This window comes from Micromonospora sp. NPDC047740 (assembly GCF_043204735.1).
Taxonomy (GTDB): domain Bacteria; phylum Actinomycetota; class Actinomycetes; order Mycobacteriales; family Micromonosporaceae; genus Micromonospora.
Genome location: NZ_JBIDCT010000014.1, coordinates 191,003 through 214,233, shown reverse-complemented (window position 1 = coordinate 214,233; position 23,231 = coordinate 191,003). Strand labels below are relative to the sequence as shown.

Annotated in this window: 16 protein-coding genes; 12 read left to right on the top strand and 4 right to left on the bottom strand. The window is 73.4% G+C overall.

The window, feature by feature from the left end:
• Positions 1 to 59 precede the first annotated feature (59 nt).
• From ACGF4F_RS25680 to purE, 3 genes are all read left to right on the top strand, one after another.
• On the top strand, positions 60 to 2,099 hold the full coding sequence (locus ACGF4F_RS25680) for a thioredoxin domain-containing protein (RefSeq protein ID WP_393080911.1): 2,040 nt from the start codon (positions 60 to 62) through the stop codon (positions 2,097 to 2,099).
• Between the two features lie 176 nt (positions 2,100 to 2,275).
• Entirely contained in the window at positions 2,276 to 3,436 is a 1,161-nt protein-coding gene (locus ACGF4F_RS25675; protein WP_393080908.1) for a 5-(carboxyamino)imidazole ribonucleotide synthase, read from the top strand.
• Entirely contained in the window at positions 3,433 to 3,924 is a 492-nt protein-coding gene (purE, locus tag ACGF4F_RS25670) for a 5-(carboxyamino)imidazole ribonucleotide mutase (protein ID WP_357445298.1), read from the top strand. Before ACGF4F_RS25675 ends, purE begins: the two co-directional genes overlap by 4 nt.
• Positions 3,925 to 3,999: 75 nt before the next feature.
• Here purE and ACGF4F_RS25665 read toward each other — a convergent pair whose 3' ends face one another.
• Positions 4,000 to 8,895, bottom strand: a complete 4,896-nt coding sequence (locus ACGF4F_RS25665; protein WP_393080905.1) for an SCO7613 C-terminal domain-containing membrane protein — start codon at positions 8,893 to 8,895, stop codon at positions 4,000 to 4,002.
• A 228-nt stretch (positions 8,896 to 9,123) separates the two neighbouring features.
• The gene (locus tag ACGF4F_RS25660; protein ID WP_357445292.1) at positions 9,124 to 10,551 is read right to left on the bottom strand and encodes a UDP-glucose/GDP-mannose dehydrogenase family protein; all 1,428 of its coding nucleotides are present in this window, start codon (positions 10,549 to 10,551) and stop codon (positions 9,124 to 9,126) included.
• Positions 10,552 to 10,795: 244 nt separating this feature from the next.
• Here ACGF4F_RS25660 and ACGF4F_RS25655 point away from each other — a divergent pair, with 244 nt between their 5' ends.
• The 5 genes from ACGF4F_RS25655 to ACGF4F_RS25635 all read left to right on the top strand — a co-directional run bounded on the left by ACGF4F_RS25655 (position 10,796) and on the right by ACGF4F_RS25635 (position 15,567).
• The gene (locus ACGF4F_RS25655) at positions 10,796 to 11,956 is read left to right on the top strand and encodes an acyl-CoA dehydrogenase family protein (RefSeq protein ID WP_393080901.1); all 1,161 of its coding nucleotides are present in this window, start codon (positions 10,796 to 10,798) and stop codon (positions 11,954 to 11,956) included.
• Between the two features lie 190 nt (positions 11,957 to 12,146).
• Positions 12,147 to 13,058, top strand: coding sequence for an ABC transporter ATP-binding protein (locus tag ACGF4F_RS25650; RefSeq protein WP_357445286.1), 912 nt, complete (start codon positions 12,147 to 12,149; stop codon positions 13,056 to 13,058).
• Between the two features lie 12 nt (positions 13,059 to 13,070).
• The gene (locus ACGF4F_RS25645; protein ID WP_357445283.1) at positions 13,071 to 13,766 is read left to right on the top strand and encodes an ABC transporter permease; all 696 of its coding nucleotides are present in this window, start codon (positions 13,071 to 13,073) and stop codon (positions 13,764 to 13,766) included.
• Between the two features lie 3 nt (positions 13,767 to 13,769).
• Entirely contained in the window at positions 13,770 to 14,933 is a 1,164-nt protein-coding gene (locus ACGF4F_RS25640; RefSeq protein ID WP_357445280.1) for a sensor histidine kinase, read from the top strand.
• Positions 14,926 to 15,567, top strand: a complete 642-nt coding sequence (locus ACGF4F_RS25635) for a response regulator transcription factor (RefSeq protein ID WP_357445277.1) — start codon at positions 14,926 to 14,928, stop codon at positions 15,565 to 15,567. The genes ACGF4F_RS25640 and ACGF4F_RS25635 overlap by 8 nt, the downstream gene beginning before the upstream one ends.
• A gap of 57 nt (positions 15,568 to 15,624) precedes the next feature.
• Here the strand turns inward: ACGF4F_RS25635 and ACGF4F_RS25630 are convergent, their stop codons facing one another.
• Positions 15,625 to 16,275 (bottom strand): hypothetical protein, encoded by a 651-nt coding sequence (locus tag ACGF4F_RS25630; protein WP_357445274.1) that lies wholly within the window; start codon positions 16,273 to 16,275, stop codon positions 15,625 to 15,627.
• A 23-nt stretch (positions 16,276 to 16,298) separates the two neighbouring features.
• Between ACGF4F_RS25630 and ACGF4F_RS25625 the strand changes: the two genes are divergently transcribed.
• The 3 genes from ACGF4F_RS25625 (at position 16,299) to ACGF4F_RS25615 (ending at position 21,223) form a co-directional block, all read left to right on the top strand.
• The gene (locus ACGF4F_RS25625) at positions 16,299 to 16,817 is read left to right on the top strand and encodes an acyl-CoA thioesterase (protein ID WP_073832844.1); all 519 of its coding nucleotides are present in this window, start codon (positions 16,299 to 16,301) and stop codon (positions 16,815 to 16,817) included.
• A 200-nt stretch (positions 16,818 to 17,017) separates the two neighbouring features.
• Positions 17,018 to 19,006, top strand: coding sequence for an acetoacetate--CoA ligase (locus ACGF4F_RS25620; protein WP_357445271.1), 1,989 nt, complete (start codon positions 17,018 to 17,020; stop codon positions 19,004 to 19,006).
• A 243-nt stretch (positions 19,007 to 19,249) separates the two neighbouring features.
• Positions 19,250 to 21,223, top strand: a complete 1,974-nt coding sequence (locus ACGF4F_RS25615) for a zinc ribbon domain-containing protein (protein WP_393080893.1) — start codon at positions 19,250 to 19,252, stop codon at positions 21,221 to 21,223.
• On the opposite strand, the gene ACGF4F_RS25610 is transcribed toward ACGF4F_RS25615, so the two are convergent.
• Positions 21,196 to 21,912 carry a TIGR03089 family protein gene (locus tag ACGF4F_RS25610; protein WP_393080890.1) on the bottom strand — a complete coding sequence of 239 codons (717 nt, stop codon included), beginning with the start codon at positions 21,910 to 21,912 and terminating at the stop codon, positions 21,196 to 21,198. The two genes, ACGF4F_RS25615 and ACGF4F_RS25610, sit on opposite strands and share 28 nt — an antisense overlap.
• 149 nt (positions 21,913 to 22,061) lie before the next feature.
• On the opposite strand from ACGF4F_RS25610, the gene ACGF4F_RS25605 reads away from it, so the two are divergent.
• Positions 22,062 to 23,207 (top strand): glycosyltransferase family 1 protein, encoded by a 1,146-nt coding sequence (locus ACGF4F_RS25605; protein WP_357436516.1) that lies wholly within the window; start codon positions 22,062 to 22,064, stop codon positions 23,205 to 23,207.
• Positions 23,208 to 23,231: the final 24 nt, after the last annotated feature.

The window sequence follows — 23,231 nt, the reverse complement described above, 5'->3', positions numbered from 1 at the left end:
CCGGCGGCACCTCGGGCGCGCGGTCCGCGCCGCCGGGGCGCGCTCGATATGGTCGTCGGGTGAACCGACTCGCCAACGCCACGTCGCCGTACCTGCTCCAGCACGCCGACAACCCGGTCGACTGGTGGCCCTGGTGCGACGAGGCGTTCGCCGAGGCGAAGCGGCGGGACGTCCCGGTGATCATCTCGGTTGGGTACGCGGCCTGCCACTGGTGCCATGTCATGGCGCACGAGTCGTTCGAGAACGAGGCGGTCGCCCGGCTCATGAACGAGGACTTCGTCTCGATCAAGGTGGACCGGGAGGAACGTCCCGACGTCGACGCCGTCTACATGACCGCCACCCAGGCGATGACCGGCCAGGGCGGCTGGCCCATGACGGTCTTCGCCGCTCCGGACGGCACGCCGTTCTTCTGCGGCACGTACTTCCCGCGGCCGAACTTCATCCGCCTCCTCGGCTCCGTCGCCGCTGCCTGGCGGGACCAGCGGGAGGACGTCCTGCGCCAGGGCGCCGCCGTGGTGGAGGCGATCGGTGGCGCCCAGGCCGTGGGTGGCCTGACCGCCCCGCTCACCGCCGAGCTGCTGGACGCCGCCGCAGACCAGCTCGCCCGGGAGTACGACGAGACGAACGGCGGGTTCGGCGGGGCACCCAAGTTCCCGCCGCACATGAACCTGCTCTTCCTGCTCCGGCACCACCAGCGCACCGGCTCGGCCCGGAGCCTGGAGATCGTCCGGCACACCGCCGAGGCGATGGCTCGGGGCGGCATCTACGACCAGCTCGCCGGCGGCTTCGCCCGCTACTCCGTGGGCGGCCACTGGACCGTGCCGCACTTCGAGAAGATGCTCTACGACAACGCCCTCCTGCTGCGGTGCTACACCCAGCTCTGGCGGCTCACCGGCGACCTGCTGGCCCGCCGGGTGGCCCGGGACACCGCGCGGTTCCTCGCCGACGAACTGCACCGCCCCGGCGAGGGCTTCGCCTCCGCGCTGGACGCGGACACCCAGGGCGTGGAGGGCCTCACCTACGTCTGGACCCCGGCCCAACTGGTCGAGGTGCTGGGGGAGGAGGACGGCCGCTGGGCCGCCGACCTGTTCGGGGTGACCGAGTCAGGCACCTTTGAGCACGGCACGAGCGTGCTGCGGCTGGCCCGGGACGTGGACGCCGCCGACCCGGAGATCCGGGCCCGCTGGCAGGACGTGGTGGCGCGGCTGCTCGCCGCCCGGGACACCCGACCCCAGCCGGCCCGGGACGACAAGGTGGTGGCCGCCTGGAACGGGCTGGCGATCACCGCGATCGCCGAGTTCCAGCAGGTCGCCGCGCTCTACGCGTCCCCCGAGGACGAGGACGCGAACCTGATGGAGGGCGTCACCATCGTGTCCGACGGCGCGATGCGCGACGCGGCCGAGCACTTGGCGACCGTGCACATCGTGGACGGTCGGCTGCGCCGGGTGTCGCGGGACAAGGTCGTCGGTGAGCCGGCCGGTGTGCTGGAGGACTACGGCTGCGTGGCCGAGGCGTTCTGCGCCATGCACCAGCTCACCGGCGAGGGGCGCTGGCTGGCGCTGGCCGGCCAGCTCCTCGACGTGGCGCTGGCCCGGTTCGCCGCCCCGGACGGGGGCTTCTACGACACGGCCGACGACGCGGAGCGGCTGGTCACCCGGCCGGCCGACCCCACCGACAACGCCACCCCGTCCGGCCGGTCGGCGATCGTCGCGGCGCTGGTCGCGTACGCGGCGTTGACCGGTGAGACCCGATACCGGGAGGCCGCCGAGGCCACCCTGTCGACGGTCGCGCCGATCGTCGGCCGGCACGCCCGGTTCACCGGGTACGCGGCCACCGTCGGGGAGGCGCTGCTGTCCGGGCCGTACGAGATCGCGGTGGTGACCGACGACCCGGCGGGCGACCCGCTGGTGGCCGCCGCCTGCCGGCACGCCCCGCCCGGGGCCGTGGTGGTGGCCGGTCGGGCCGACCAGCCGGGGGTGCCGCTGCTGGCCGAGCGGCCGGCGCTGGATGGGCGCTCCACCGCGTACGTCTGCCGGGGGTTCGTCTGCGACCGGCCGGTCACCTCGGTCGACGACCTGGTCGCCCAGCTCGCCGGCTGACTCACCCCGGCGGCCGGCCCAGGTTCGTCGGCCGGCCAGCGGGGCGTTGAGCCCGTCGACTCCAACGTGACGATGGGGTGGTGTCCGGGATCAACCGGACACCACCGCGTCGACGAGGCGGCATGGGCCGCCCTCCGGGGTGGGTCGGGTGTCCGCCCGGATAGGCTGGCGGCGCTATGGATTCCCGTACCGGACTGCCTGTCGTCGGCATGGTGGGCGGTGGCCAGCTGGCCCGGATGACCCACCAGGCCGCCATCGCCCTCGGCCAGTCGCTGCACGTGCTGGCCCTCGCCCCGGACGACGGCGCGGCCCTGGTCGCGGCCGACGTCCAGTACGGCGACCACACCGACCTCGCCGCCCTGCGGACGTTCGCCAAGAGTTGCGACGTGGTCACCTTCGACCACGAGCACGTGCCCACCGGGCACATCCGCACCCTCGCCGAGGAGGGGGTGAAGCTCTTCCCGCCGGCCGAGGCGCTGGTGCACGCGCAGGACAAACGGGTGATGCGCGAGCGGCTCGGCGAGCTGGGCGCGCCGAACCCGGCCTGGCGCCCGGTCGAGGAGCCCGCCGATCTGATCGCCTTCGGTGAGGCCACCGGCTGGCCGGTGGTGCTGAAGGCGGCCCGCGGCGGTTACGACGGCCGGGGCGTCTGGCTGGTGGACGATGCCGCCCAGGCCGCCGAGCTGGCCGCGATCCTGCTCGCCGGGGGCACCCGGCTGATCGTGGAGGAGCGGGTCGCGCTGCGCCGGGAGTTGGCGGTGCAGGTGGCCCGTTCGCCGTTCGGGCAGGTCGCCGTCTACCCCGTGGTGGAGACCGTGCAGCGGGACGGGATCTGCGTCGAGGTGCTCGCCCCGGCGCCCGACCTGCCCGAGGAGTTGGCGGTCGCCGCCCAGCAGCTGGCCATCGACCTGGCCACCGCGCTCGGCGTGGTCGGCCTGCTCGCCGTGGAGCTGTTCGAGACGCCCGCCGGCCTGGTGGTGAACGAGCTGGCCATGCGCCCGCACAACTCCGGGCACTGGACCATCGAGGGGGCCCGGACCTCCCAGTTCGAGCAGCACCTGCGTGCCGTGCTCGACTACCCGATGGGGGACACCTCGCTCACCGCGCCGGTTGTGGTGATGGCGAATGTGCTCGGCGGCGAGCCGGGCGGGATGCCCATCGACGAGCGGCTGCACCACCTCTTCGCCGCCGAGCCCGGGGCCAAGGTCCACCTGTACGGCAAGCAGGTCCGGCCCGGCCGCAAGATCGGGCACGTCACCGTGCTGGGGAACGACCTGGACGACGTACGGGCCCGGGCCGCGCGAGCCGCCCGCTGGCTGCGGGAGGGGAAACAGTGAGCACCGTCGGGCTGATCATGGGCAGCGACTCGGACTGGCCGACCATGGAGGCCGCCGCCGAGGCGCTCGCCGAGTTCGAGGTGCCGTACGAGGTCGGCGTGGTGTCGGCGCACCGCACCCCGGCCAAGATGATCGAGTACGGCCGGACCGCCGCCGACCGGGGGCTCAAGGTGATCATCGCCGGGGCCGGCGGGGCGGCTCACCTGCCCGGCATGGTCGCCTCGGTCACGCCGCTGCCGGTGATCGGCGTGCCGGTGCCCCTCAAGTACCTCGACGGGATGGACTCGTTGCTGTCCATCGTGCAGATGCCGGCCGGCGTGCCGGTCGCCACGGTGTCGATCGGCAACGCGCGAAACGCCGGGTTGCTCGCCGTGCGGATCCTGGCCGCGTCGGACCCGGTGCTGCGCGAGCGGATGGCCGCGTACCAGGCGAGCCTGGAGGAGTTGGTCGCCGAGAAGGAGGCGAACCTCCGCGCCACGCTCGCCTGATCGGCGGTGCCGGGCCTCCCGCACCAGGCCCGCGTCGGCCTGGGTCGCTGAGCGGTGGACGCCAGCCCCTCCGATTTATCGCATGCCGCGCAGGGCGGTCTGCAGCCGCTCCTGGGCCCGGCGGCGGCGCTCGTTGCTCGCGCCGAGCACCAGCAGGAGGATGCCGACCGGGATCAGCACCAGCCAAGGGCCGAGACTGATCAACGCGTGCACCGCGGTCACCGCGGTCACCGTGGCACCCACGATCACCGGCGCCTGCTGCCGGCTGGTCGACCCGAAGATCAGCACCGCCACGGCACCGAGCAGCAGCAGGACCTGCCGCAGCATGCTGGTGTCGGTGGCCAGCACGATCGCCAGGGTCGGCAGGAACGCGGCGACCAGCGCCGGCCCGTACGCCACCCAGCTCGACAGGTCGGGCCGGTGGCGCAGTTCCAGCACCCCGACCAGCAGGGCGAGCAGGGCGAACGGCAGGGTGTACGCCTCGGGCAGCGCCACGTCGGCCACCCGCATGAGGATCCACCAGGCGGTGATCTCGCAGGCGACCACCGACCAGAACAGGATCCGCCGCTCCACCGGCCGGCGGCCCGGACGTCCGGCCGCCACCCCGAGGACGGCACCCCAGGCGGCCAGCAGCGCGGCGATGTGCCGGGGCGAGTCGTACGCCAGCGCCAGCGCGATGAGTGCGGCCGCGTACCCGCTCCACTCCACCGTGGCCGACTCCCGGTACGCCTCGGGACGGCGCAGCCGGGGCAGGGTGGCGGCGAAGACCTGGAGCGCCGCCCCGACCGCCAGCACCCCGAACGCCGACCAGACCGCCGCGAGCCCGGCGACCAGGCCGAGGGTGAGCACGAACAGCTCGGCCATCAGTGAGGCGAACAGCCAGCCGAGGATGCGGGCCCGCTGGGTGGTGCCGAAGAGCGCGGCGACCACGCCCACGCCGACCGCCCCGCCCAGCGTGAAGAGGGTCAGCTCCCGGGTGGCGAGGCTGCCGGCCAGCCCGGCGCCCCCGGCGGCCAGGCCGATCGCGAACACCAGCACCCGGGCGATCCGCAGCGAGCGGGCCGGCTCGACCAGCGGCGGGGGTGGGGTCAGCGCCAGGCCGAGCATGGCGATGGTGAAGACCGCCAACCCGGCCAGCGCGGTCTGCGGCCAGCCCTGGCCGAGCGCCACCGGCGTGATCAGCAGGGTGACCGCCGCGCCGGGCAGCACCACCGGCACGGCCCGGGAGCGTCGGCCGCCGCTGAACCCGGTGGCGGCCAGCGCCGCCGTCGCGGTGAGCAGCAGGGCGGTCAGCACGTGCCTCGGGTCCACCGCCGACGCGGGCGGGGTGAGCAGTTCGGGCGGCGCACCCTGCCAGATCCGTGGCAGTACCCGGAACGGCTCGACCAGGGCCACCAGCAGCGGCGGCGCCAGGGTCACCAGGGCCAGCGCGGTGGGCGGCACCGCCGCCGCGAGGGCCCCGGCGGCCGGGCTCACCCGCCAGCGCAGCTCGGTGCCGTCGTCGGGCAGCCGGCGCATCGCCCCGTCCAGCAGTACCGACCAGCGGCGTACCGGCCGGGCCGACCCGACCGGCGGGGTGGTGGCGGCGCGGACCAGTTCGGCGAGCACGCCGAGCAGCGCCGCCGCGGCGGCGTACACGCCGGAGGGCAGGCGGGTGATCACGGCGGCCACCGCGCTGATCGTCGCGGCGCCCACCACCGCCACGCTCACGTACGGCAGGTACTGCGGGATCTGCCGGCGGGCCGCCGCCACGGCGGCCAGGCCGATGCTGGACGCGGCCAGCGCGGCGGTGAGCACCACCTGCGGGGGGCGGCCGAACTCGGCGGCCAGGGCGGCCACCGCCCCGGGCAGGGCGAGCATGGCGGCGCCCGCCGCCGCGCCGCCCACCTGCACCAGGTGCGGCGGCATCCCCTCGGTGCGGACGTCCTCGACGAGCGACGGCGCGAGCACCCGGGCCAGGATGGCCACCACCACGCCGATCAGCACGATGCTGCCGAGTGCCAGCGCGGTGGTCCACGGGCGGACCAGGCCGGCGCCGGCGGCGTGCAGGGCGACCACCCCCGCTGCGGTGGCCCGGGACAGCGCGGCCCGGGGGTCCAGCGAGGCGACCGCCGCCATCCCGAAGACCGTCGCGACCATGGCGCCGACCAGCACCGGCGACCACCAGGGCAGGTTGAACGCGGCCGGGGCACCGATGGTGGCGAGCACGACGGCCGCCCCGGCGACGTCGTACTTCCAGGGCGGCGGCAGCAGGATGCCGGCGGCGACCGCCAGCAGGGCCAGCGCGACGGGCGCCTGGCCGGCCGACCCGCCCGTCGGCGCGGCCGGCCAGCCGCTCAGGTCGCCGGACCAGATCGGGCCGGGCGTGGCCAGCACCCCGACCCCGCCGCGCAGCGCGCTCCAGCCGGCGATCAGACCAATCAGCGTGCCGCCGACCGCGATGCCGAGGATCGGCCCGCGCCGCCACTCCTCGGGCATGGCCCGGGCGGCGACGGCGACCACCAGCACCAGCCCGGCCGCCACCACCAGCTGACCGCCGGGCGCGAGCACGGCGGCGATCCGGACCAGGGTGGCGATCAGCGCCGCCGTGGTGGCCGCCAGGGCCAGGTCCGACCCGTCCAGGGTCAGGTCGGAGCGGCGGCCGGCGTCGATCCGGGGGGCCAGTGCCAGCAGCGCGGCGGCGAGCAGCAGGAGCCCGCCGACCCAGGCGTCGGCGGTGGTGGCGCCGGGTGCCCCGAACCCGGCGGCGGCGACCGCCACCGCGCCCAGCACGGTGCCGATCGCGTGCGGCGCACTCAGGTGCCGCTGCGCGACCTGGACGAGGGCGGCGTAGCCGAGGCTGACACAGACGCCGAGGAAACTCGCCGCCAGGATCGGGACGGTCACCTCGCGCAGGCTCGCCGGGGTGGGCGCCGGGCCGGCCGGCACGGTGGCGGCGACGAACGCGGCCACCGCCCCCGGCAGCGCGAACGCCGCCCCGCCGGCCGCCCAGCCGCAGACCGTGTCCGCCGCGGCAGCGGCGATCCGGACCCGGGGAGCCAGCGACACCAGCGCGCCGGCCAGGCAGAGGGTGGTCAGCGCGGCGGCGGTGAGCGCCGGCCGGGCGAGCGCGGCACCGGCGCCGATCACGCCCAGCGCGGCGGCGGTGACGGCGTGCACCACGGCCGAGCGCTCGGAGCCGGCGGCCAGCCCCAGGACGCCGATGCCCACCGCGGTCAGCACCATCGGCCAGCAGGCGGCCGCCCAGCCCAGCCCGAGGGAGGCGGGTACGGCGAGGGCGGTCAGCGCCGCCCCGACCACCGCGAAGTCACGCCGGATCTCCGGCGGCAGGGCGACCACCGCGGCGACCGTGAGCAGCAGGGCGCTCGCGGCGAGCTGCCAGCCGGTCGGCCCGACCGCCGCCGCCAGTTCGGCGTGCCACTGGCTCAGGTCCGCCGACCAGGCGGGCAGCGCCGCGCGTACCGGCGCCAGCCCGGCGCGTAGCGCGCCCCCGGCCACCACCAGGCCGCTGACGGTCAGCGCCACCGCCGAGGCGAGCTGCGGGCCGCGCCGGGCCTGTTCCGGTACGCCGCGGACGGCGAACCCGGTCAGCGCGATCACCGCGGCGATGAGCAGCAGCGACCGGCCGGGGTAGGCGACCGAGGCGACCCGACCCAGTGCGCCGATCACCGCGAGGGTGACGATGCCCGCGCCCAGGTCCGGCAACGGCGGCCGGCGCAGCACGAGCGTCCCGGCCAGCCCGACCAGCGCGGCGAACAGCAGCACGGCGCCCGCGCCGGCGGCCACCGGTACGGTGGCGGCCCGCAGCAGCGCGGTGACCGCGTACGCCAAGGCGACGGCGACCGTCCCGCCGTGCAGCAGCCAGGTCAGCTCCCGCAGCCAGGGCACCGGGCGGGCCGGCGTGGCGGCGCCCTCGTCGGCCGGCTCCGCGCCGAGCACCTCGGCCGACTCCTCCGGGTCCGTCTCCGGGCGGTCGTCGGCACTGCGCTGCCGGGGCGGGGTGGGCGTCGGCGCCGGGGCGGGCAGGTCCCGCCGGACCGGCCGTTCGAGGACCACCGCCGAGCGGGCCAGCGCGAGGTCGACGACGGCCACCACGGCCAGCACCAGGGCCCAGCCGGCCGGCCCGGTGATCCGCTCGTATGCCAGCAGCGGCAGCACCGGTTGGGCGGCCAGGACGGTGGCGAAGCGGGGCGCGCGCAGGCCGGTCCAGTGCGCGTACCCGAACGCGATGAGGGTGGTGACCAGGAAGATCGACCCGGCGAAGGTCGAGCCGGAGGTGCCGCCGATCCGGTCGACGGCCCAGAGTGCGTACCCGGCCAGCGGCAGCAGCAGCAGGCCGACCGAGGCGATCGTCTCGGCGGTGGAGGTGAGCCCTCGGCGGGCCAGCACCGGCGGGGCGAGCAGCATCAGCACGGTCGCCACCAGCAGCACGCCGAGCCGGGCCAGCGCGTCCAGCGAGCTGGTGGCGACCGCGGCGAAGACCACCGCGGCGACGCCGAGGAGCAGCGCGCCGAGCCCGAGGGGGATGTTCTGCACCTCCCGGGAGGACGCCTCCGGCGGATGCTCGGGGTTGTCCGCGTCGAGCCAGTGCGGTCTGGCGCGGGGCGGGAGGTCGTCCGGGCCGGGCGGCGGGGTGCCCTGGCGGGGCACCCGGGGCGGGGCGCCCGTGGTGGCGGTGGGCGGGCGGCGGCCGGGCCGGCGGCGCAGCACCCGGCGGGGCCGGGTGGACTGCCGGACCCGTTCCTCGCCGGCGTGGGCGAGGATGTCCCGTTGGAAGAGGGCGGCCTGCAGCTTGGCGGCGATCTGCCGCTGTTCGCGGGCGATCTCGGCGTCGCGGGCCTTCATCTCCGCGATCGAGCGTTCGATGTCGGCCAGGTGTTCGGCCCACTGTGGCTGGTCCGCGCCGCAGTGCGGGCAGACCACGGCCGGCTTGATCTCCCGTCCGCACGAGGCGCACCTGAAGGACTGCACGACACCCCTCCGTCCGGCCGGCCCGCACTGTGGACCTCCACTGTCGCAGCATGCCTTGACCGGGCGCGGATTTCGACCGTTGCCGGCGCGTTCGGCGCAACAAAAGACCGCCGGGCCGGTCGACCCTGCCGGGTCGCGGCCCGGCGGCGCACGTGCGGAGCCGGGAGGGGTACCGGTCGACCGTTCCGGGTCGGGGCGTGGCCGCGCCGAGCCGGAACGGTCCGTGGGTCAGGGTCGACCCATGCCGCGGTACTCCCAGCCCGCCTGCGTCCACAGTGTGGAGTCGAGGCAGTTGCGACCGTCGACCACCTTGCGGCCGTTGACCAGCTCACCCAGGGCGACCGGGTCGGCGTTGCGGAACTCGGCCCATTCGGTGAGCACGCAGACCAGGTCGGCGTCGCGCACGGCCTCGGTCATGCTCGTCTCGTAGGTCAGCTCGGGTACCGCCCGGCGCGCGTTCTCGATGCCCTGCGGGTCGAACACGTGCACGTCGGCGCCGGCCTTGCCGAGCAGCGAGGCGACCGCCAGCGCCGGGGCGTCCCGGACGTCGTCGGTGTTCGGCTTGAAGGTGGCGCCGAGCACCGCGATCCGGGTGCCGGAGAGGTCCGGGCCGGCCGGGCCCGACCGGCGGCCGAGCAGCTCGGCGGCGAGCTGCACCACCCGGGTCCGCCGGCGCAGGTTGATCAGGTCTACCTCGTGCAGGAAGCGCAGCGCCTCGCCGGCGCCGAGCTCCTGGGCGCGGGCCTGGAAGGCCCGGATGTCCTTGGGCAGGCAGGCGCCGCCGAAGCCGAGCCCGGCCTGGAGGAACCGGTTGCCGATGCGGGGGTCGTACCCGATCGAGCGGGCCAGCTGGGTGACGTCGCCGCCGGCGGCCTCGCAGACCTCGGCCATCGCGTTGATGAAGGAGATCTTGGTGGCGAGGAAGGCGTTCGCGGCGACCTTGACCAGCTCGGCGGTGGCGAAGTCGGTGACCACCAGCGGCACCTCGCGGTCCTCGGTGGCGGCCAGGTCGAAGACGCCCTTGTGGGCGGCGTAGAGCATCCCGTTGGCCCACTCGCTCTTGACGCCGACCACGATCCGGTTGGGCCGCAGCACGTCGTCGACGGCGAAGCCCTCCTGGAGGAACTCGGGGCTCCACGCCACCTCGACGCCCAGGTCGGCCGGGGTGTGCTTGCCGACCAGCTGCTCCACCCACTCGGCGGTGCCCACCGGGACGGTGGACTTGCCGACGATCAGCGCCTTGCGGGTCAGGTGCTGGGCGAGGCTGGTCACCGAGGCCTCGACGTACGACAGGTCGGCGCCCATGCCGTCTGCCCGCTGCGGGGTGCCCACGCAGATGAAGTGCACGTCGCCGAAGTCGGCGGTCTCCTGGATGTCGGTGCTGAACCGGAGCCGGCCGGCGGCCAGGTTGCGCCGGAGCAGCTCGTCCAGGCCGGGCTCGTGGATCGGGACCTCGCCGGCGTTCAGCTTGGCGATCTTGTCGGCGTCGACGTCGAAGCCGAGCACCTCGTAGCCGAGCTCGGCGTAACAGATGGCGTACGTCGCACCGAGGTAGCCGGTGCCGAGGAAGGTCACCCGGGGTCGAGCGGCACCCGAGGGCGGGGTCACCGCGGCGATGGCCGGCACCGGCTGGGTGTTCGGGTAGGGGATCGTCACGCCTGTCTCTCCGCTCGCACTGGCGGCGCTTCCTTGCGTCGCATTCTGCTGCGGCGCCTGGCCGGGCGCCGGTGGGGGACTTCCTGTGGTGCTGTGGTCATCGCTCGGCTTCGACGCCCATCATGCACGAGCCTACGCGTCGGTAAGGAGCCCCGAATCCTCGGTCGCTATCCTTCACTCTGTGCGGTCGGCGGCACTCAAAGCGCTCGGCTTGCGCATCTTAGCGGTGAAGGGGAGGGGCCACATGGCCGCGGAGCAGTCGTTCGACGTCTACCGATTGCCGGAGGAGCACGAGGCGATCCGGGAGGCGGTGCGGGAGGTCTGTGCGGCGAAGGTGGCCCCGCAGGCCGCCGAGGCGGATGAGACGGGTGAGTTCCCCAAGGCGTCGTACGACGCGCTGCGGGCGGCCGACTTCCACGCCCCGCACATCCCCGTCGAGTACGGCGGTGCCGGCGCGGACGCGCTGGCCACGGCCATCGTGATCGAGGAGGTGGCCCGTGCCTGCGCCGCGTCCTCGCTGATCCCGGCGGTGAACAAGCTGGGCACCATGCCGCTGATCCTGGCCGGCTCCGAGGAGCTCAAGCGGAAGTACCTGACCCCGGTCGCGGCCGGCGACGCGATGTTCTCGTACTGCCTCTCCGAGCCGGAGGCGGGCAGCGACGCCGCCTCGATGACCACCAAGGCGGTCCGGGACGGCGACCACTGGGTGCTCAACGGCGTGAAGCGGTGGATCACCAACGCCGGGGTCTCCGAGTACTACACCGTCTTCGCTGTGACGGATCCCACAGCCCGGTCGAAGGGCATCTCCGCCTTCGTGGTGGAGAAGTCCGACCCCGGGGTCAGCTTCGGCGCGCCGGAGAAGAAGCTCGGCATCAAGGGCTCGCCCACCCGTGAGGTCTACTTCGACAGCGTGCGGATCCCGGCGGACCGCATGATCGGCGCGGAGGGCACCGGCTTCGCCACCGCCATGCGGACCCTGGACCACACCCGGGTCACCATCGCCGCTCAGGCGGTCGGCATCGCCCAGGGCGCGCTGGACTACGCCAAGGGGTACGCCCAGGAGCGCAAGCAGTTCGGCAAGCCCGTCGCCGACTTCCAGGGCATCCAGTTCATGCTCGCCGACATGGGCATGAAGCTGGAGGCCGCCCGGCAGCTCACCTACGCCGCCGCCGGCAAGTCCGAGCGGGGCGACGCGGACCTCACCTACTTCGGCGCCGCCGCGAAGTGCTTCGCCTCCGACGCCGCCATGGAGATCACCACCGACGCCGTGCAGTTGCTCGGCGGGTACGGCTACACCCGCGACTACCCCGTCGAGCGGATGATGCGGGATGCCAAGATCACCCAGATCTACGAGGGCACCAACCAGGTGCAGCGCATCGTCATGGCCCGCCAGCTGATGAAGTAGGCGTTGACCTGCGGAAACCCCGTCTCCCGTTCGCGGGAGGCGGGGTTCGCTGTCTTCGAGGAGGTCACTGCGGCGCCACAGTTCAGGCCGCGCATCAACCAGTCGGTGGATTTTCTGGTCAGCAGGATCCCCGGCTGAGCATGGCTGGCAGATCGATTCGCCCCGGAGACAGGCAAAAGATGCTTGAGCCATGGCAGTCATCGAAGTCAACGACCTCCGCAAGGGGTACGCGGACCTGACCGTTCTGGACGGGGTGTCGTTCTCGGTGGAGGAGGGCGAGATCTTCGGCATCCTCGGGCCGAACGGCGCCGGCAAGACCACCACCGTGGAGTGCGTGGAGGGGCTGAGGCGGCCCGACGGCGGGTCGATCAGGGTGCTCGGCCTCGACCCGGCGAAGGACGGGCGCAAGGTACGCGAACAGATCGGGGTGCAGCTCCAGCACACGCAGTTGCCGGAGAACATCCTGGTGTGGGAGGTGCTCGACCTGTACGCCTCCTTCTATGCCAAACCCCGGGACTGGCGTGAGCTGCTGGAGAAGTGGGCGCTGACGGAGAAGCGCAACGCCCGCTTCGGGAAGCTGTCCGGTGGCCAGAAACAACGGCTGTTCATTGCGCTGGCGCTGGTGGGCAATCCGCAGGTGGCGTTTCTCGATGAGTTGACCACGGGGCTGGACCCGCAGGCGCGCCGCACCACCTGGGAGCTGATCAAGCGGGTCCGGGCGAGCGGCGTGACGGTGGTGCTGGTCAGCCACTTCATGGACGAGGTGGAGGAGCTCTGCGACCGCGTCGCCGTCTTCGACGGCGGCAGGATCGTCGCGATGGACACCCCGTCCGGCTTGGTCGACGGGATCGATGCCGAGCACCAGATGCGGTTCACGGTGATGGCTGGGGACATGGTCGAGCTGGGCGGGCTGCCCGGGGTGACCGGCGTGACCCGGGCGGGAAACCGGGTGGTCGTGACCGGCAGGGGTGACTTCGCCACGGCGGTCACCGCCCAACTCGCCCGCCACCACGTCCTGGTCAGCGATCTGCGCATCGACAAGCGCACCCTCGACGACGCGTTTGTCGCCCTGACCGGCCGCTCGTTCGACGCCACCCACTGACGGAGGAAGACCATGACCAGGCTCGCCATCGTCGAACTGAAGCTGCTGACCAGGGAACCTGGGGCGATGTTCGCGCTGCTCATCCCGCTCTTCATCCTGGTGGTCTTCGGCAGCTCCATCGAGCGGGGTGACACCGTGCTCCTGCCGATGGCGCTGGCGATCGCCGTCGGGCTCGTGGGTCTGTACCTGCTGCCGACCACCATGGCGACCTATCGCGAGCGGGGCATCCTGCGCAGGCTCTCCACCACGCCGGTCCGCCCCGGAAACCTGCTGGTGGTGCAGCTGCTCCTGCAGTTCGTCCTCGCCCTGACCGCGTGCGCCCTGCTGCTGGCGGTGGCGGGTACCGTCCTGGGCGCCCGCCTGCCCACCCGGGTGCTGCCCGGTGTGCTGGCCTTCCTGCTCGGTACGGCGGCCATGTTCGCGGTCGGCCTGCTCATCGCGGCGGTGGCGCCGAACGGCCGGGCGGCCAACGGGATCGGTGTCCTGCTGTACTTCCCGATGGCCTACCTCGCCGGGCTCATGCAGCCCACGGATCAGATGCCCGCTATCGTGGCCCGGATCGGGGAGTACACCCCGCTGGGCGCATTCCGGCAGTGCCTGCGGGACGTCTGGGCGGACGCCGCTCCCAGTCCCCTGCTGCTCGGTGTGCTGGCCGCGTACGCACTGGTCGTCAGCATCGCTGCGGCGAAGTACTTCCGCTGGGAGTGAGCGATGACCAGGCGGCTCGACCGGTGGGAGCGGCTGCTGGAGCGGCAGCTGGCGGCGGCGCCGTACGTCCTGCTGGCGACCTCCACGGTGCTCGCCCTGCTGACGGCCGGCAGGTCGGGGGCGACGCTCGGCCTGGCCGCGTTCGCCGCCGCCTGGATCTGGCTGGTGCCGCGCGGCGCGGTCTACGTGGCCGGGCTCGTGGTGCTGATCGGAGTGCTCTGCACACGAGAGATATGGTTTGCGAGCTTCTTCGGTTTCGTCGGATACCTCCACTCCTGGCAGTACCTGAAGGGATATTGGCGGTTCGTCGGGGTGACCGCCACGGCGACGATCAGCGTCGCGGCCTACGGTGGCGGTCTGCCCGATCCGACCCCGTCCGGAATCCTCACCTACCTGTTCTTCATCGCCGCCATCGTGGCGTTGGTCGGCCTGTTCAGCTTCGTCGGCGAGGTCACGGCCGAGCGGAGCGCCGAACGCAAGCGCATGGTGGCGCAGCTCGAGGAGGCGCTGCGGGAGAACGCGGGACTGCACGCCCAACTGCTGGTCCAGGCACGCGAGGGGGGCGTGCTCGACGAACGGCAGCGCATGGCGGCGGAGATCCACGACACCCTCGCCCAGGGACTGACCGGCATCATCACCCAGCTCCAGGCGGCGCAGCAGGCCGAGGACTGGCGGCGTCATGTGGACAACGCGGTACGGCTGGCACGGGAGAGCCTGGCCGAGGCCCGGCGCTCGGTGCACGCGGTCGGACCGGGCCAGCTGGCGGCGGCGCCGCTGCCCGAGGCGCTGCGCGACATCGTCACCCGGTGGGGCGAGCTCAACGGCGTACGGGTGGATTTCGCCACCACTGGTACGGTCCGGCCCATGCATCCCGAGGTTGAGGAGACGCTGCTGCGCACCGCGCAGGAGGCCCTGGCCAACGCGGCCAAGCACGCCGGCGCGTCCCGGGTCGGGCTGACCCTGTCGTACATGGAGGACGTGGTCACCCTGGACGTGCGCGACGACGGCGCCGGGTTCGATCCCGAGCGGGTCCGGGACGGCGGCGGCTTCGGTCTGGCCTCGATGCGCAAGCGGGTCAGCCGGCTGGCCGGCACGCTGGCGATCGAGTCGGAACCCGGCGTCGGCACGGCGATCTCCGCGAGCGTTCCGGCGGTGGCCCGTGGCTGAGCCGCTGATCCGGCTGCTGATCGTCGACGACCATCCGGTCGTGCGCGACGGCATCCGCGGCATGTTCGCCGGCGACCCGGGATTCGAGGTGCTCGGCGAGGCCGGAGACGGTGCCGAGGCCGTCGCCCTCGCGCGGGCGCTGAACCCCGACGTGATCCTCATGGACCTGCGGATGCCCAGGATGGACGGCGTCGCCGCGATCAAGGAACTCGCCAGGCTCGGCATCGCGGCCCGCGTCCTCGTCCTCACCACCTACGACACCGACCGGGACGTCGTGCCCGCCATCGAGGCCGGGGCCACCGGCTACGTCCTCAAGGACACCGGCCGCGACGAGCTCGTCCGTGCCGTCCGTACGGCGGCGCGGGGCGAAGCCGTGCTCTCCCCGTCGGTGGCCACCCGCCTCCTCGGCCAGGTCCGCACGCCCGCCGACCCGCTGAGCGCCCGGGAGTTGGAGGTCCTCCGCCTCATCGCCGAGGGCGCCACCAACCGCGAAGCCGCCGCGCGCCTGTTCATCAGCGAGGCCACGGTGAAGAGCCACGTGCTGCACATCTACACGAAGCTCGGCGTCAACGACCGAGCCGCTGCCGTCGCCGCCGCCTTCCGCCGCGGCCTGCTCACCCTGGAGAACGGCTGACCAGGCCGGCCGCGGTGATCGGGCGGGCGGGCCGGGACCCCGGCCCGCCCGCGGTGCTCAACGGGTCTCGGTGGTGCCCTCCGGTCGGCCGGTCGCCCGCGGCGGCGCGGACCACGGCGACTCGCCGGCGGTGCGGCGGGGCAGGGGCTCGGTGGGGGTGGCGTCGGGGTAACCCAGCGTCGGCGGGGCGGTGTCCGTCGTGTCGGCCGGGGGCCAGCTGAACGACTGGGTCTGCTCGATCGGCTTGTCGGCCGGGGTCAGCTCCGCCTCGGCCGCCGGCCGCCCGGGCCACTGCCGCCAGCGCTGCCCGCTGAGCACGGCCATCAGCAGCAGCATGCCGATCAGGAACAGTGTGCCGTTCTCCACCGGCTGACGCAGTGGCAGCGGGTCCCCGAGCATCTTCCAGCCCTCGGGGATCCGGTCCCGGACGGTGAATGGCGCGACGAACAGCCCGAGGTACGGGATGACCAGCAGCAGCCCGGCCACGAGCGGACCGAGCGGCGAGAAACGCAGGGTGCCGAGCAGGCCGAGCAGGATGCCGGCGACGCCGAGGTACACGGCCGGCTCGATCAGGTTGGGCGTGCTGTAGGTGCCGATCTCCACCCAGCGGTGCACGGTGCCTGCAGACCCGTCCTGACCGAGGGTGACGAGCACCCAGGTGACGGGCGCCACCACCAACCCGGCGAGGAAGCTCCAGAGATGTCGCATCCGCGCACCGTACCGTTTCCGGCATGACAGATCACCCCTCCACCGGGCCGGTGGGCAAGCCGACCTCGTATTCGCGGGTCACGCTCAGCCGGATCATGACCGCAGTCGATGTCAATCTGTACGGGACCGTGCACGGTGGGGTACTGATGAAGTTCGTCGACGACGTGGCCGGGGCCGCCGCGGCCCGGCACAGCGGTGGCACCGCGGTCACCGCCTCGATCGACGAGATCGTCTTCTCGGAGCCGGTCCGGGTGGGCGACCTGGTGCACGCGCACGCCCAGGTCAACTGGACCGGGCACACCTCGATGGAAGTCGGGGTGAAGGTGGTCGCCGAGCGCTGGGACTCGGCCGAGGACGAGCCGGTCCCGGTCGCCACGGCGTACCTGGTCTTCGTCGGGGTGGACGTGGGCGGCGCACCGCGCCCGGTCCGGCCGGTGCTGCCGGAGACCCCGGAGGACGAGCGCCGCTACCGGGAGGCGGAGATCCGCCGCGCCCACCGGCTGGCCCGCCGCCGGGCGATCCAGGCCCACCGGGCCGGCTGAGGAGGCACCGGGCATCCCGCCACCGCGCGCGGCGTTGGCGGGACGCCTCCCCGCCCAGCCACACTGTTGGACGGGCGGAGATGTGGGGCGGGCACGCCCCCCGACCGGCACCCGGTGCGGAGAATGGCGACGCTGGGTAGGGCAAGATGGCGCCACGGCCCATGCACAGTGTCGTGACGGGCCTCAGGGAGGGTGGAGCAGTGGGTGACGTGCTGTGGACGCCGCCGGCTGACGTGCGCGAGCGGTCCCGGATCGGCGACTACCTGCGCTGGCTGGCCGAGCACCGGGGGCTGGAGTTCGCCGACTACGACGCGCTGTGGCGCTGGTCGGTGACGGACCTCGACGCCTTCTGGCGGTCGATCTGGGACTACTTCGAGGTGGTGGCGCACACCCCGCCGACCGCCACGCTCACCGGCCCGGCCATGCCGGGCGCCCGCTGGTTCCCCGGCGTGACGCTCAACTACGCGGAGAACGTGCTGCGGATGCCGGGCCGGGGGGACGACGACCCGGTGGTGATCGCGCACGGGCAGACCCGCGCGCCGGAGACGCTGACCGCCGCGGAGCTGCGCGAGCGGGTCCGCCGGGTGGCGGCCGGGCTGCGCCGGCTCGGCGTCGGCCAGGGTGACCGGGTGGCGGCGTACGCGCCGAACATCCCGGAGACCTTCGTGCTGCTGCTCGCCACCGCCAGCCTGGGCGCGATCTTCTCCTCCTGCGCGCCCGAGTTCGGCACCCGCAGCGTCACCGACCGGTGGCAGCAGATCGAGCCGAAGGTCCTGGTCGCCGTGGACGGCTACCGGTACGGCGACAAGCCGGTGGACCGGCGGGGCGAGGTGGCCGCCATCCGGGCCGCGCTGCCGTCGCTGGAGCACACCGTCGGCATCGCCTACCTCGACCCGGCCGGCACGCCACCTGAGGGTGGGATCTCCTGGGCGGAGCTGGCGGCGGAGACCGACGAGCCGTTGACGTTCACCCCGGTGCCCTTCGACCACCCGCTCTACGTGCTCTACTCCTCCGGCACCACCGGCCTGCCGAAGCCGATCGTGCACGGCCACGGCGGCATCCTGCTGGAGCATCTGAAGATGCTGGCCCTGCACCACGACCTGGGCCCCGCGGACCGGTTCTTCTGGTTCACCACCACCGGCTGGATGATGTGGAACTTCCTGGTCTCCGGTCCGGCGGTGGGCGCGACCATCGTGCTGTTCGACGGCAACCCGGGCCACCCGGACCTGGGCGCGCTCTGGCGGCTGGCGGAGCAGACCGGCACCACCTACTTCGGCACCTCCGCGCCGTTCCTGCTGGCCTGCCGCAAGGCCGGCCTGGTCCCGAAGGAAATCGCCGACCTCGCCGCGCTGCGCGGTCTCGGCTCGACCGGCGCGCCGCTGCCCGCCGAGGGCTTCACCTGGGTGTACGAGACCGTCGGCGACCGGCTCCAGCTCCAGTCGCTGTCCGGCGGCACGGACGTCTGCACCGGCTTCGTCGGGGGCGTGCCGCTGCTGCCGGTACACGCCGGGGAGATCGCCTGCCGGGCGCTCGGCGCGAAGGTCGAGGCCCGCTCCGCGGACGGCACCCCGGTCATCGGGGAGCTGGGCGAGCTGGTCATCACCGCGCCGATGCCGAGCATGCCGGTGGGCTTCTGGAACGACCCGGAGGGCACCCGCTACCGGGAGGCGTACTTCGAGGTCTACCCGGGCGTCTGGCGGCACGGCGACTGGATCACCGTCAACGAGCGGGGCGGCTGCGTGATCACCGGGCGCTCGGACGCCACCCTGAACCGGGGCGGCGTACGCCTCGGCACCGCCGAGTTCTACTCGGTGGTCGAGGGGCTGGACGAGGTGGTCGACTCGGTGGTGGTGCACCTCGAGGACGACCAGGGTGGGGCGGGTGAGCTGCTGCTCTTCGTGGTGCTGGACCAGGGGCTGGAGCTGGACGACGAGCTGCGGAAGAAGATCTGCCGCGAGCTGCGGAGCGCCCTGTCGCCCCGGCACGTTCCGGACGAGATCCACCAGGTCCGGGCGGTCCCGCGCACGCTCTCGGCGAAGAAGCTGGAGGTGCCGGTCAAGAAGATCCTCACCGGCACCCCGGTCGACCACGCCGCGGCCAAGGGCGCCCTGGCCAACCCGGAGTCGCTGACCGCGTTCGCGGCCTTCGCCCAGCGCCGCGCCCACACCGACGAGTCCGCTCCCGCCTGACGGTGCGTGCCGGCCGGGGAGCGCCCCGGGCGGCACCCGCTCAGGCGAGGCTCACCGATTTGATTATCGATGATCAGTGATCATAGATTGGCCTGTGTGGAACGTTTTCGGCTTTCCAGGGCCGGGAAGCGTGTCGGTGTTCACCCCGTGGCGCATCACGTTTGGGTTGGCTCGGGGAGGGTTCTGGTGGTGTGGGTCGGCGGTAGGGCCGGTTTTGTGGATCGGTGTTGAGGCGTTGAGTCGGTGAGCGGGAAGCTGCGGCTGGCCGAGGGTGAGGCCGCCCGCACCGCGTGTGCCCGCGCCTTGCTGCGCACCGGCGTGGACGAGGAGACCGGCGAGGCGTTGTCTCAGGCGGTGCTGGCGCAGCGGGTCGGTTGGTGTGCCGATCTGGTGGCGGGCATGGTGGCCGCGCTGATCGGCGAGCACTGGAACACCGTGGATGTGCAGGTGCTGGCGGCCGGGGTGGATGCGGGTGGACGGCGGTTGCCGTCGCACGCGTGGATGGCGCTGCGGCGCCTGGGTTGGGCGGTCGCCCCGCCTGGGGGTGTGAGGGTCAATGACCGGGTCGTGCGGATGGCGCAGGAGCAGGCGGGACGTGCGCTACGGTCGGTGAAGTGGCGCGCTGACGTGACCGCCGGGGTCCTGGCGGCGTGGCCGGCTGATCCGCGCCAGCGCACCCCTGCGGAGTGGGATCAGGTTCGGTCCTCGATCCCCGGCGGCGAGTATCTGCCATCCAATGTCATCAAGGGCCGCACCCGGCAGGCCGCCACGTTCGCCAAGGTCAACGGTCGGCTGCCGGTGGATGTGTTCGAACTCGAAGGCGTCCCGAGAATCGGGCGGATGTTGCTGCTGGCCGCGTGTGATCGGCAGCAGGCCACGATCGAGCGCAGCGACACCGACCCGGCGAAAGCACTGCTGCGCTTGCAACTGCCCACACGTCCGGATCCGCGGACGTATCGGGACTGGACGTGGGTCGAGTGTCCGATCAGGCTGCCGTCCACGGTTCCCGCCTCGGCGGTGCTGCACCTGCCGGCCCTGCGCATCACCGACGGGACGGTGCGTGCCGACATGGCGTACACGCATGCCGTGCCGAAGGCCCGGGCCACCGGTCACACGGTGGCGGTCGGTGTGGATTGGGGCCTCAACACGCTCCTCAGCGCCGGAGCCCTGCGACTGGGAAAGGACGGGCGGATCACGGCGTTGGGGGCTGGTGGACAATTCCGGGCCGCCGGGGTCCTGGCCAAGCAGCACCGCCTCCGGCGCCTGTCAGAACGGCTGCACGCGAAGGCCGACCACTACCAGCGGCTGCTCGGCGGCCGCCCCGACGAGCAGCTGAGCGCGAAACACGAGGTGCTGGCCGGCGAGATCCGCCACGTCTCCGCCCGCCGTTCGAACTTGAACGACGCGCTGGCGTGGGCTGCCGCCCGCTGGACGGTGGACCAGGCGATCGCCGCGCGGGCGTCCGTCATCTACCTGGAAGACCTGCGCTCGATGGAAGCCAAGGGCATGGGGCACAGCCTGAACACGCGCCTGTCCCAGCAGGTCCGCGGAAAGATCACCGACCGGATGCGGCACCTCGCCGCCGAGCACGGTATCGCCGTGGTCACCGTCCCCGCCCACAACACGTCCAAACACTGCCCCCAATGTTTGACCCCGCTACAGCACCGCAAAGCCCCCGACCGGCCCACCACACCCGGGTGGAAGTGGGCCATCTGCCCCAACCAGTCCTGCCGCTGGCAGGGCGACCGCGACCACGGCGCCTGGCGGCGCATCGCCGCCCGCGGCCTCACCCACCAGGGCAAGACCGTCATCGACAAGACCAGCGGGCAGATGGTGATCCGCTCGGTCGTCGACGAGCTCGAAGCCGCAGCCGTCGTCACCCCGAGCTCCAATGCCAGCCGGTGGGACCGGTCGAAGGCCGGCCCCACCCGACACAAGCCACCACGCCCCGCGCCCAGGCGACGCAGGGCACCCTCCCCCACCCGGCCCCACAGCCGAGCGGGAAAGCGTCCGGAGGGACACGCACCAACGGACCGGAAGCTGCCCCGCGCAGCCCACCGACACCAGAGCGTGAACACGACCAGCACACCCACCACCACCGGCCACCGGCCACGAGGAGCCGCACTGGGCGCGGGATTCCATCTCCACGCCCACGCGACCCCACCACGGTGGGAAACGATCCCGGAAACTCAATCCGACTCAGGATCGCTAAGCTGATCAGAGACGCTGCGGGTGACCTTCTCCGTGGCGGTGCGCGAGTCGAGGCGGGCGGGGTCGAGGTTGCCGCAGAGGACCAGGCTGGCGCCGGCGGCCAGCGGGGCGAGGAGCCAGTCGACCGGGTCGGGGTGCCGCCCGGTGTCGACCAGCAGCCGGTCGCCCGGGGTGAGGCAGAGCTCCGCGCCCCGGGCCTCCGCGCGGGCCAGCAGCTCCGCGTCCCCGTCGCCACCCTGCGGGTACGGCGTGAAGTGGTCGCCGTGGCCGCGTACCGCCGACACGAAATCGGCGAAGCCCGGCGGCACCTGCCGCATCGGCAGGGCGAACGGGTCGAGCGCGAGCGCGTACCGCTCGCCGGCCGACCAGGCATTCGCCTCGTCGACCCGGTCCGCCGCGGCGAAGAGCACGTCCACGGCACCCGGGGCGTCGACCACGGTCAGCTTCGCCGACCAGCAGCCGAGCAGCACGGCGGCGGTCTGCCAGTGCGGGGGCAGCAGCACGGCCGCCGGGTCGCCGGGGGCGAGGGCCACCTCGTCGACGAGCAGGTTGGCCGTCTTGGCCACCCAGTTCGCCAAGGTCGCCCCGGACAGCTCGGTGCGCTCGCCCGTGGCGTCGTCGTACCAGGTCAGCAGGGGGCGCGTGGGGTCGGTCGCGATCGCGTCGGCGAAGACCCGGGCAATGTTGTCGGCCATCGTCGCGAACGATACGCGCCGGTGGCCCGTACTCGATGGCAAGGACAAGTCGGCGTACCGTCGGGTCGCAGTCACCGCCGGGACCCCGGCCCGGCGTAGGCTTGCCGACAGTGTTGTTCCCCACAGCCGACAGCCTGAGGAGTCGCCCCGTGACCGCCGGTCGCCCGCCCCGCGTGCTCATCGACGCCACGAGTGTCCCCGCCGACCGTGGCGGCGTCGGTAGATACGTCGACGGTCTGCTCGGCGCCCTCGGCCGGGTCTGCGGCTCCGGCGTGGATCTCGTCGTGGTGAGCCTCCGCACCGACCTGGAGCGCTACACCCGGATGCTGCCCGGGGCCGAGGTCATCCCCGCCCCGGCGGCGGTCGCGCACCGTCCGGCCCGGCTCGCCTGGGAGCAGACCGGCCTGCCGCTGCTGGCCCAGCAGGTGGCGGCGGAGGTGCTGCACTCGCCCTTCTACACCTGCCCGCTGCGGGCCGGTTGCCCGGTGACGGTCACCGTGCACGACGCGACCTTCTTCACCGAGCCGGAGCACTACGACAAGTCCCGGCGGACGTTCTTCCGCAGCGCCATCAAGACGTCGCTGCGCCGCGCCGACCGGGTGATCGTGCCGAGCAAGGCCACCCGGGACGAGCTGATCCGCCTGCTGGACGCCGACCCGACCCGGATCGACGTGGCCTACCACGGGGTCGACCAGGCCGCCTTCCACGCCCCGAGCGAGGAGGAGAAGGCCCGGGTCCGCGCGCGCCTCGGGTTGGGCAGCAGCAGCTACGTCGCGTTCCTCGGGGCCAAGGAGCCGCGCAAGAACGTACCCAACCTGATCCGGGGCTGGGCCCGCGCGGTGGCCGACCGGGACAACCCGCCGGCGCTGGTCATCGCCGGGGGCCAGGGGCATGACGACGACATCGACCGCGCGGTGGCCGAGGTTCCGTCGCACCTGCGGCTGCTCCGCCCGGGCTACCTGCGCTACGCCGACCTGCCCGGCTTCCTCGGCGGTGCGCTGGTCGCCGCCTACCCGTCGTACGGCGAGGGGTTCGGGCTGCCGATCCTGGAGGCGATGGCGTGTGCCGCGCCGGTGCTGACCACGCCGCGGCTCTCCCTGCCCGAGGTGGGTGGCGACGCGGTCGCGTACACCAGCGAGGACCCGGACCAGATCGCCACCGACCTGACCGCCCTGCTGGACGACGAGCAGCGCCGGCTCTCCCTGGCGAAGGCCGGGTTCGACCGGGCGAAGGAGTTCACCTGGGAGTCCAGCGCGGAGGTGCACATCGCCGCGTGGAGCCGGGCTCGGGCCTGACCTGTCGGATGCTCGTCCGCCCGA

Coding starts and splice junctions, on each gene's coding strand:
- ACGF4F_RS25675 (WP_393080908.1), top strand. CDS start 2,276: ATGGATTCCCGTACCGGACTGCCTGTCGTCGGCATGGTGGGCGGTGGC.
- ACGF4F_RS25655 (WP_393080901.1), top strand. CDS start 10,796: ATGGCCGCGGAGCAGTCGTTCGACGTCTACCGATTGCCGGAGGAGCAC.
- ACGF4F_RS25650 (WP_357445286.1), top strand. CDS start 12,147: ATGGCAGTCATCGAAGTCAACGACCTCCGCAAGGGGTACGCGGACCTG.
- ACGF4F_RS25645 (WP_357445283.1), top strand. CDS start 13,071: ATGACCAGGCTCGCCATCGTCGAACTGAAGCTGCTGACCAGGGAACCT.
- ACGF4F_RS25640 (WP_357445280.1), top strand. CDS start 13,770: ATGACCAGGCGGCTCGACCGGTGGGAGCGGCTGCTGGAGCGGCAGCTG.
- ACGF4F_RS25630 (WP_357445274.1), bottom strand. CDS start 16,275: ATGCGACATCTCTGGAGCTTCCTCGCCGGGTTGGTGGTGGCGCCCGTC.
- ACGF4F_RS25625 (WP_073832844.1), top strand. CDS start 16,299: ATGACAGATCACCCCTCCACCGGGCCGGTGGGCAAGCCGACCTCGTAT.
- ACGF4F_RS25610 (WP_393080890.1), bottom strand. CDS start 21,912: ATGGCCGACAACATTGCCCGGGTCTTCGCCGACGCGATCGCGACCGAC.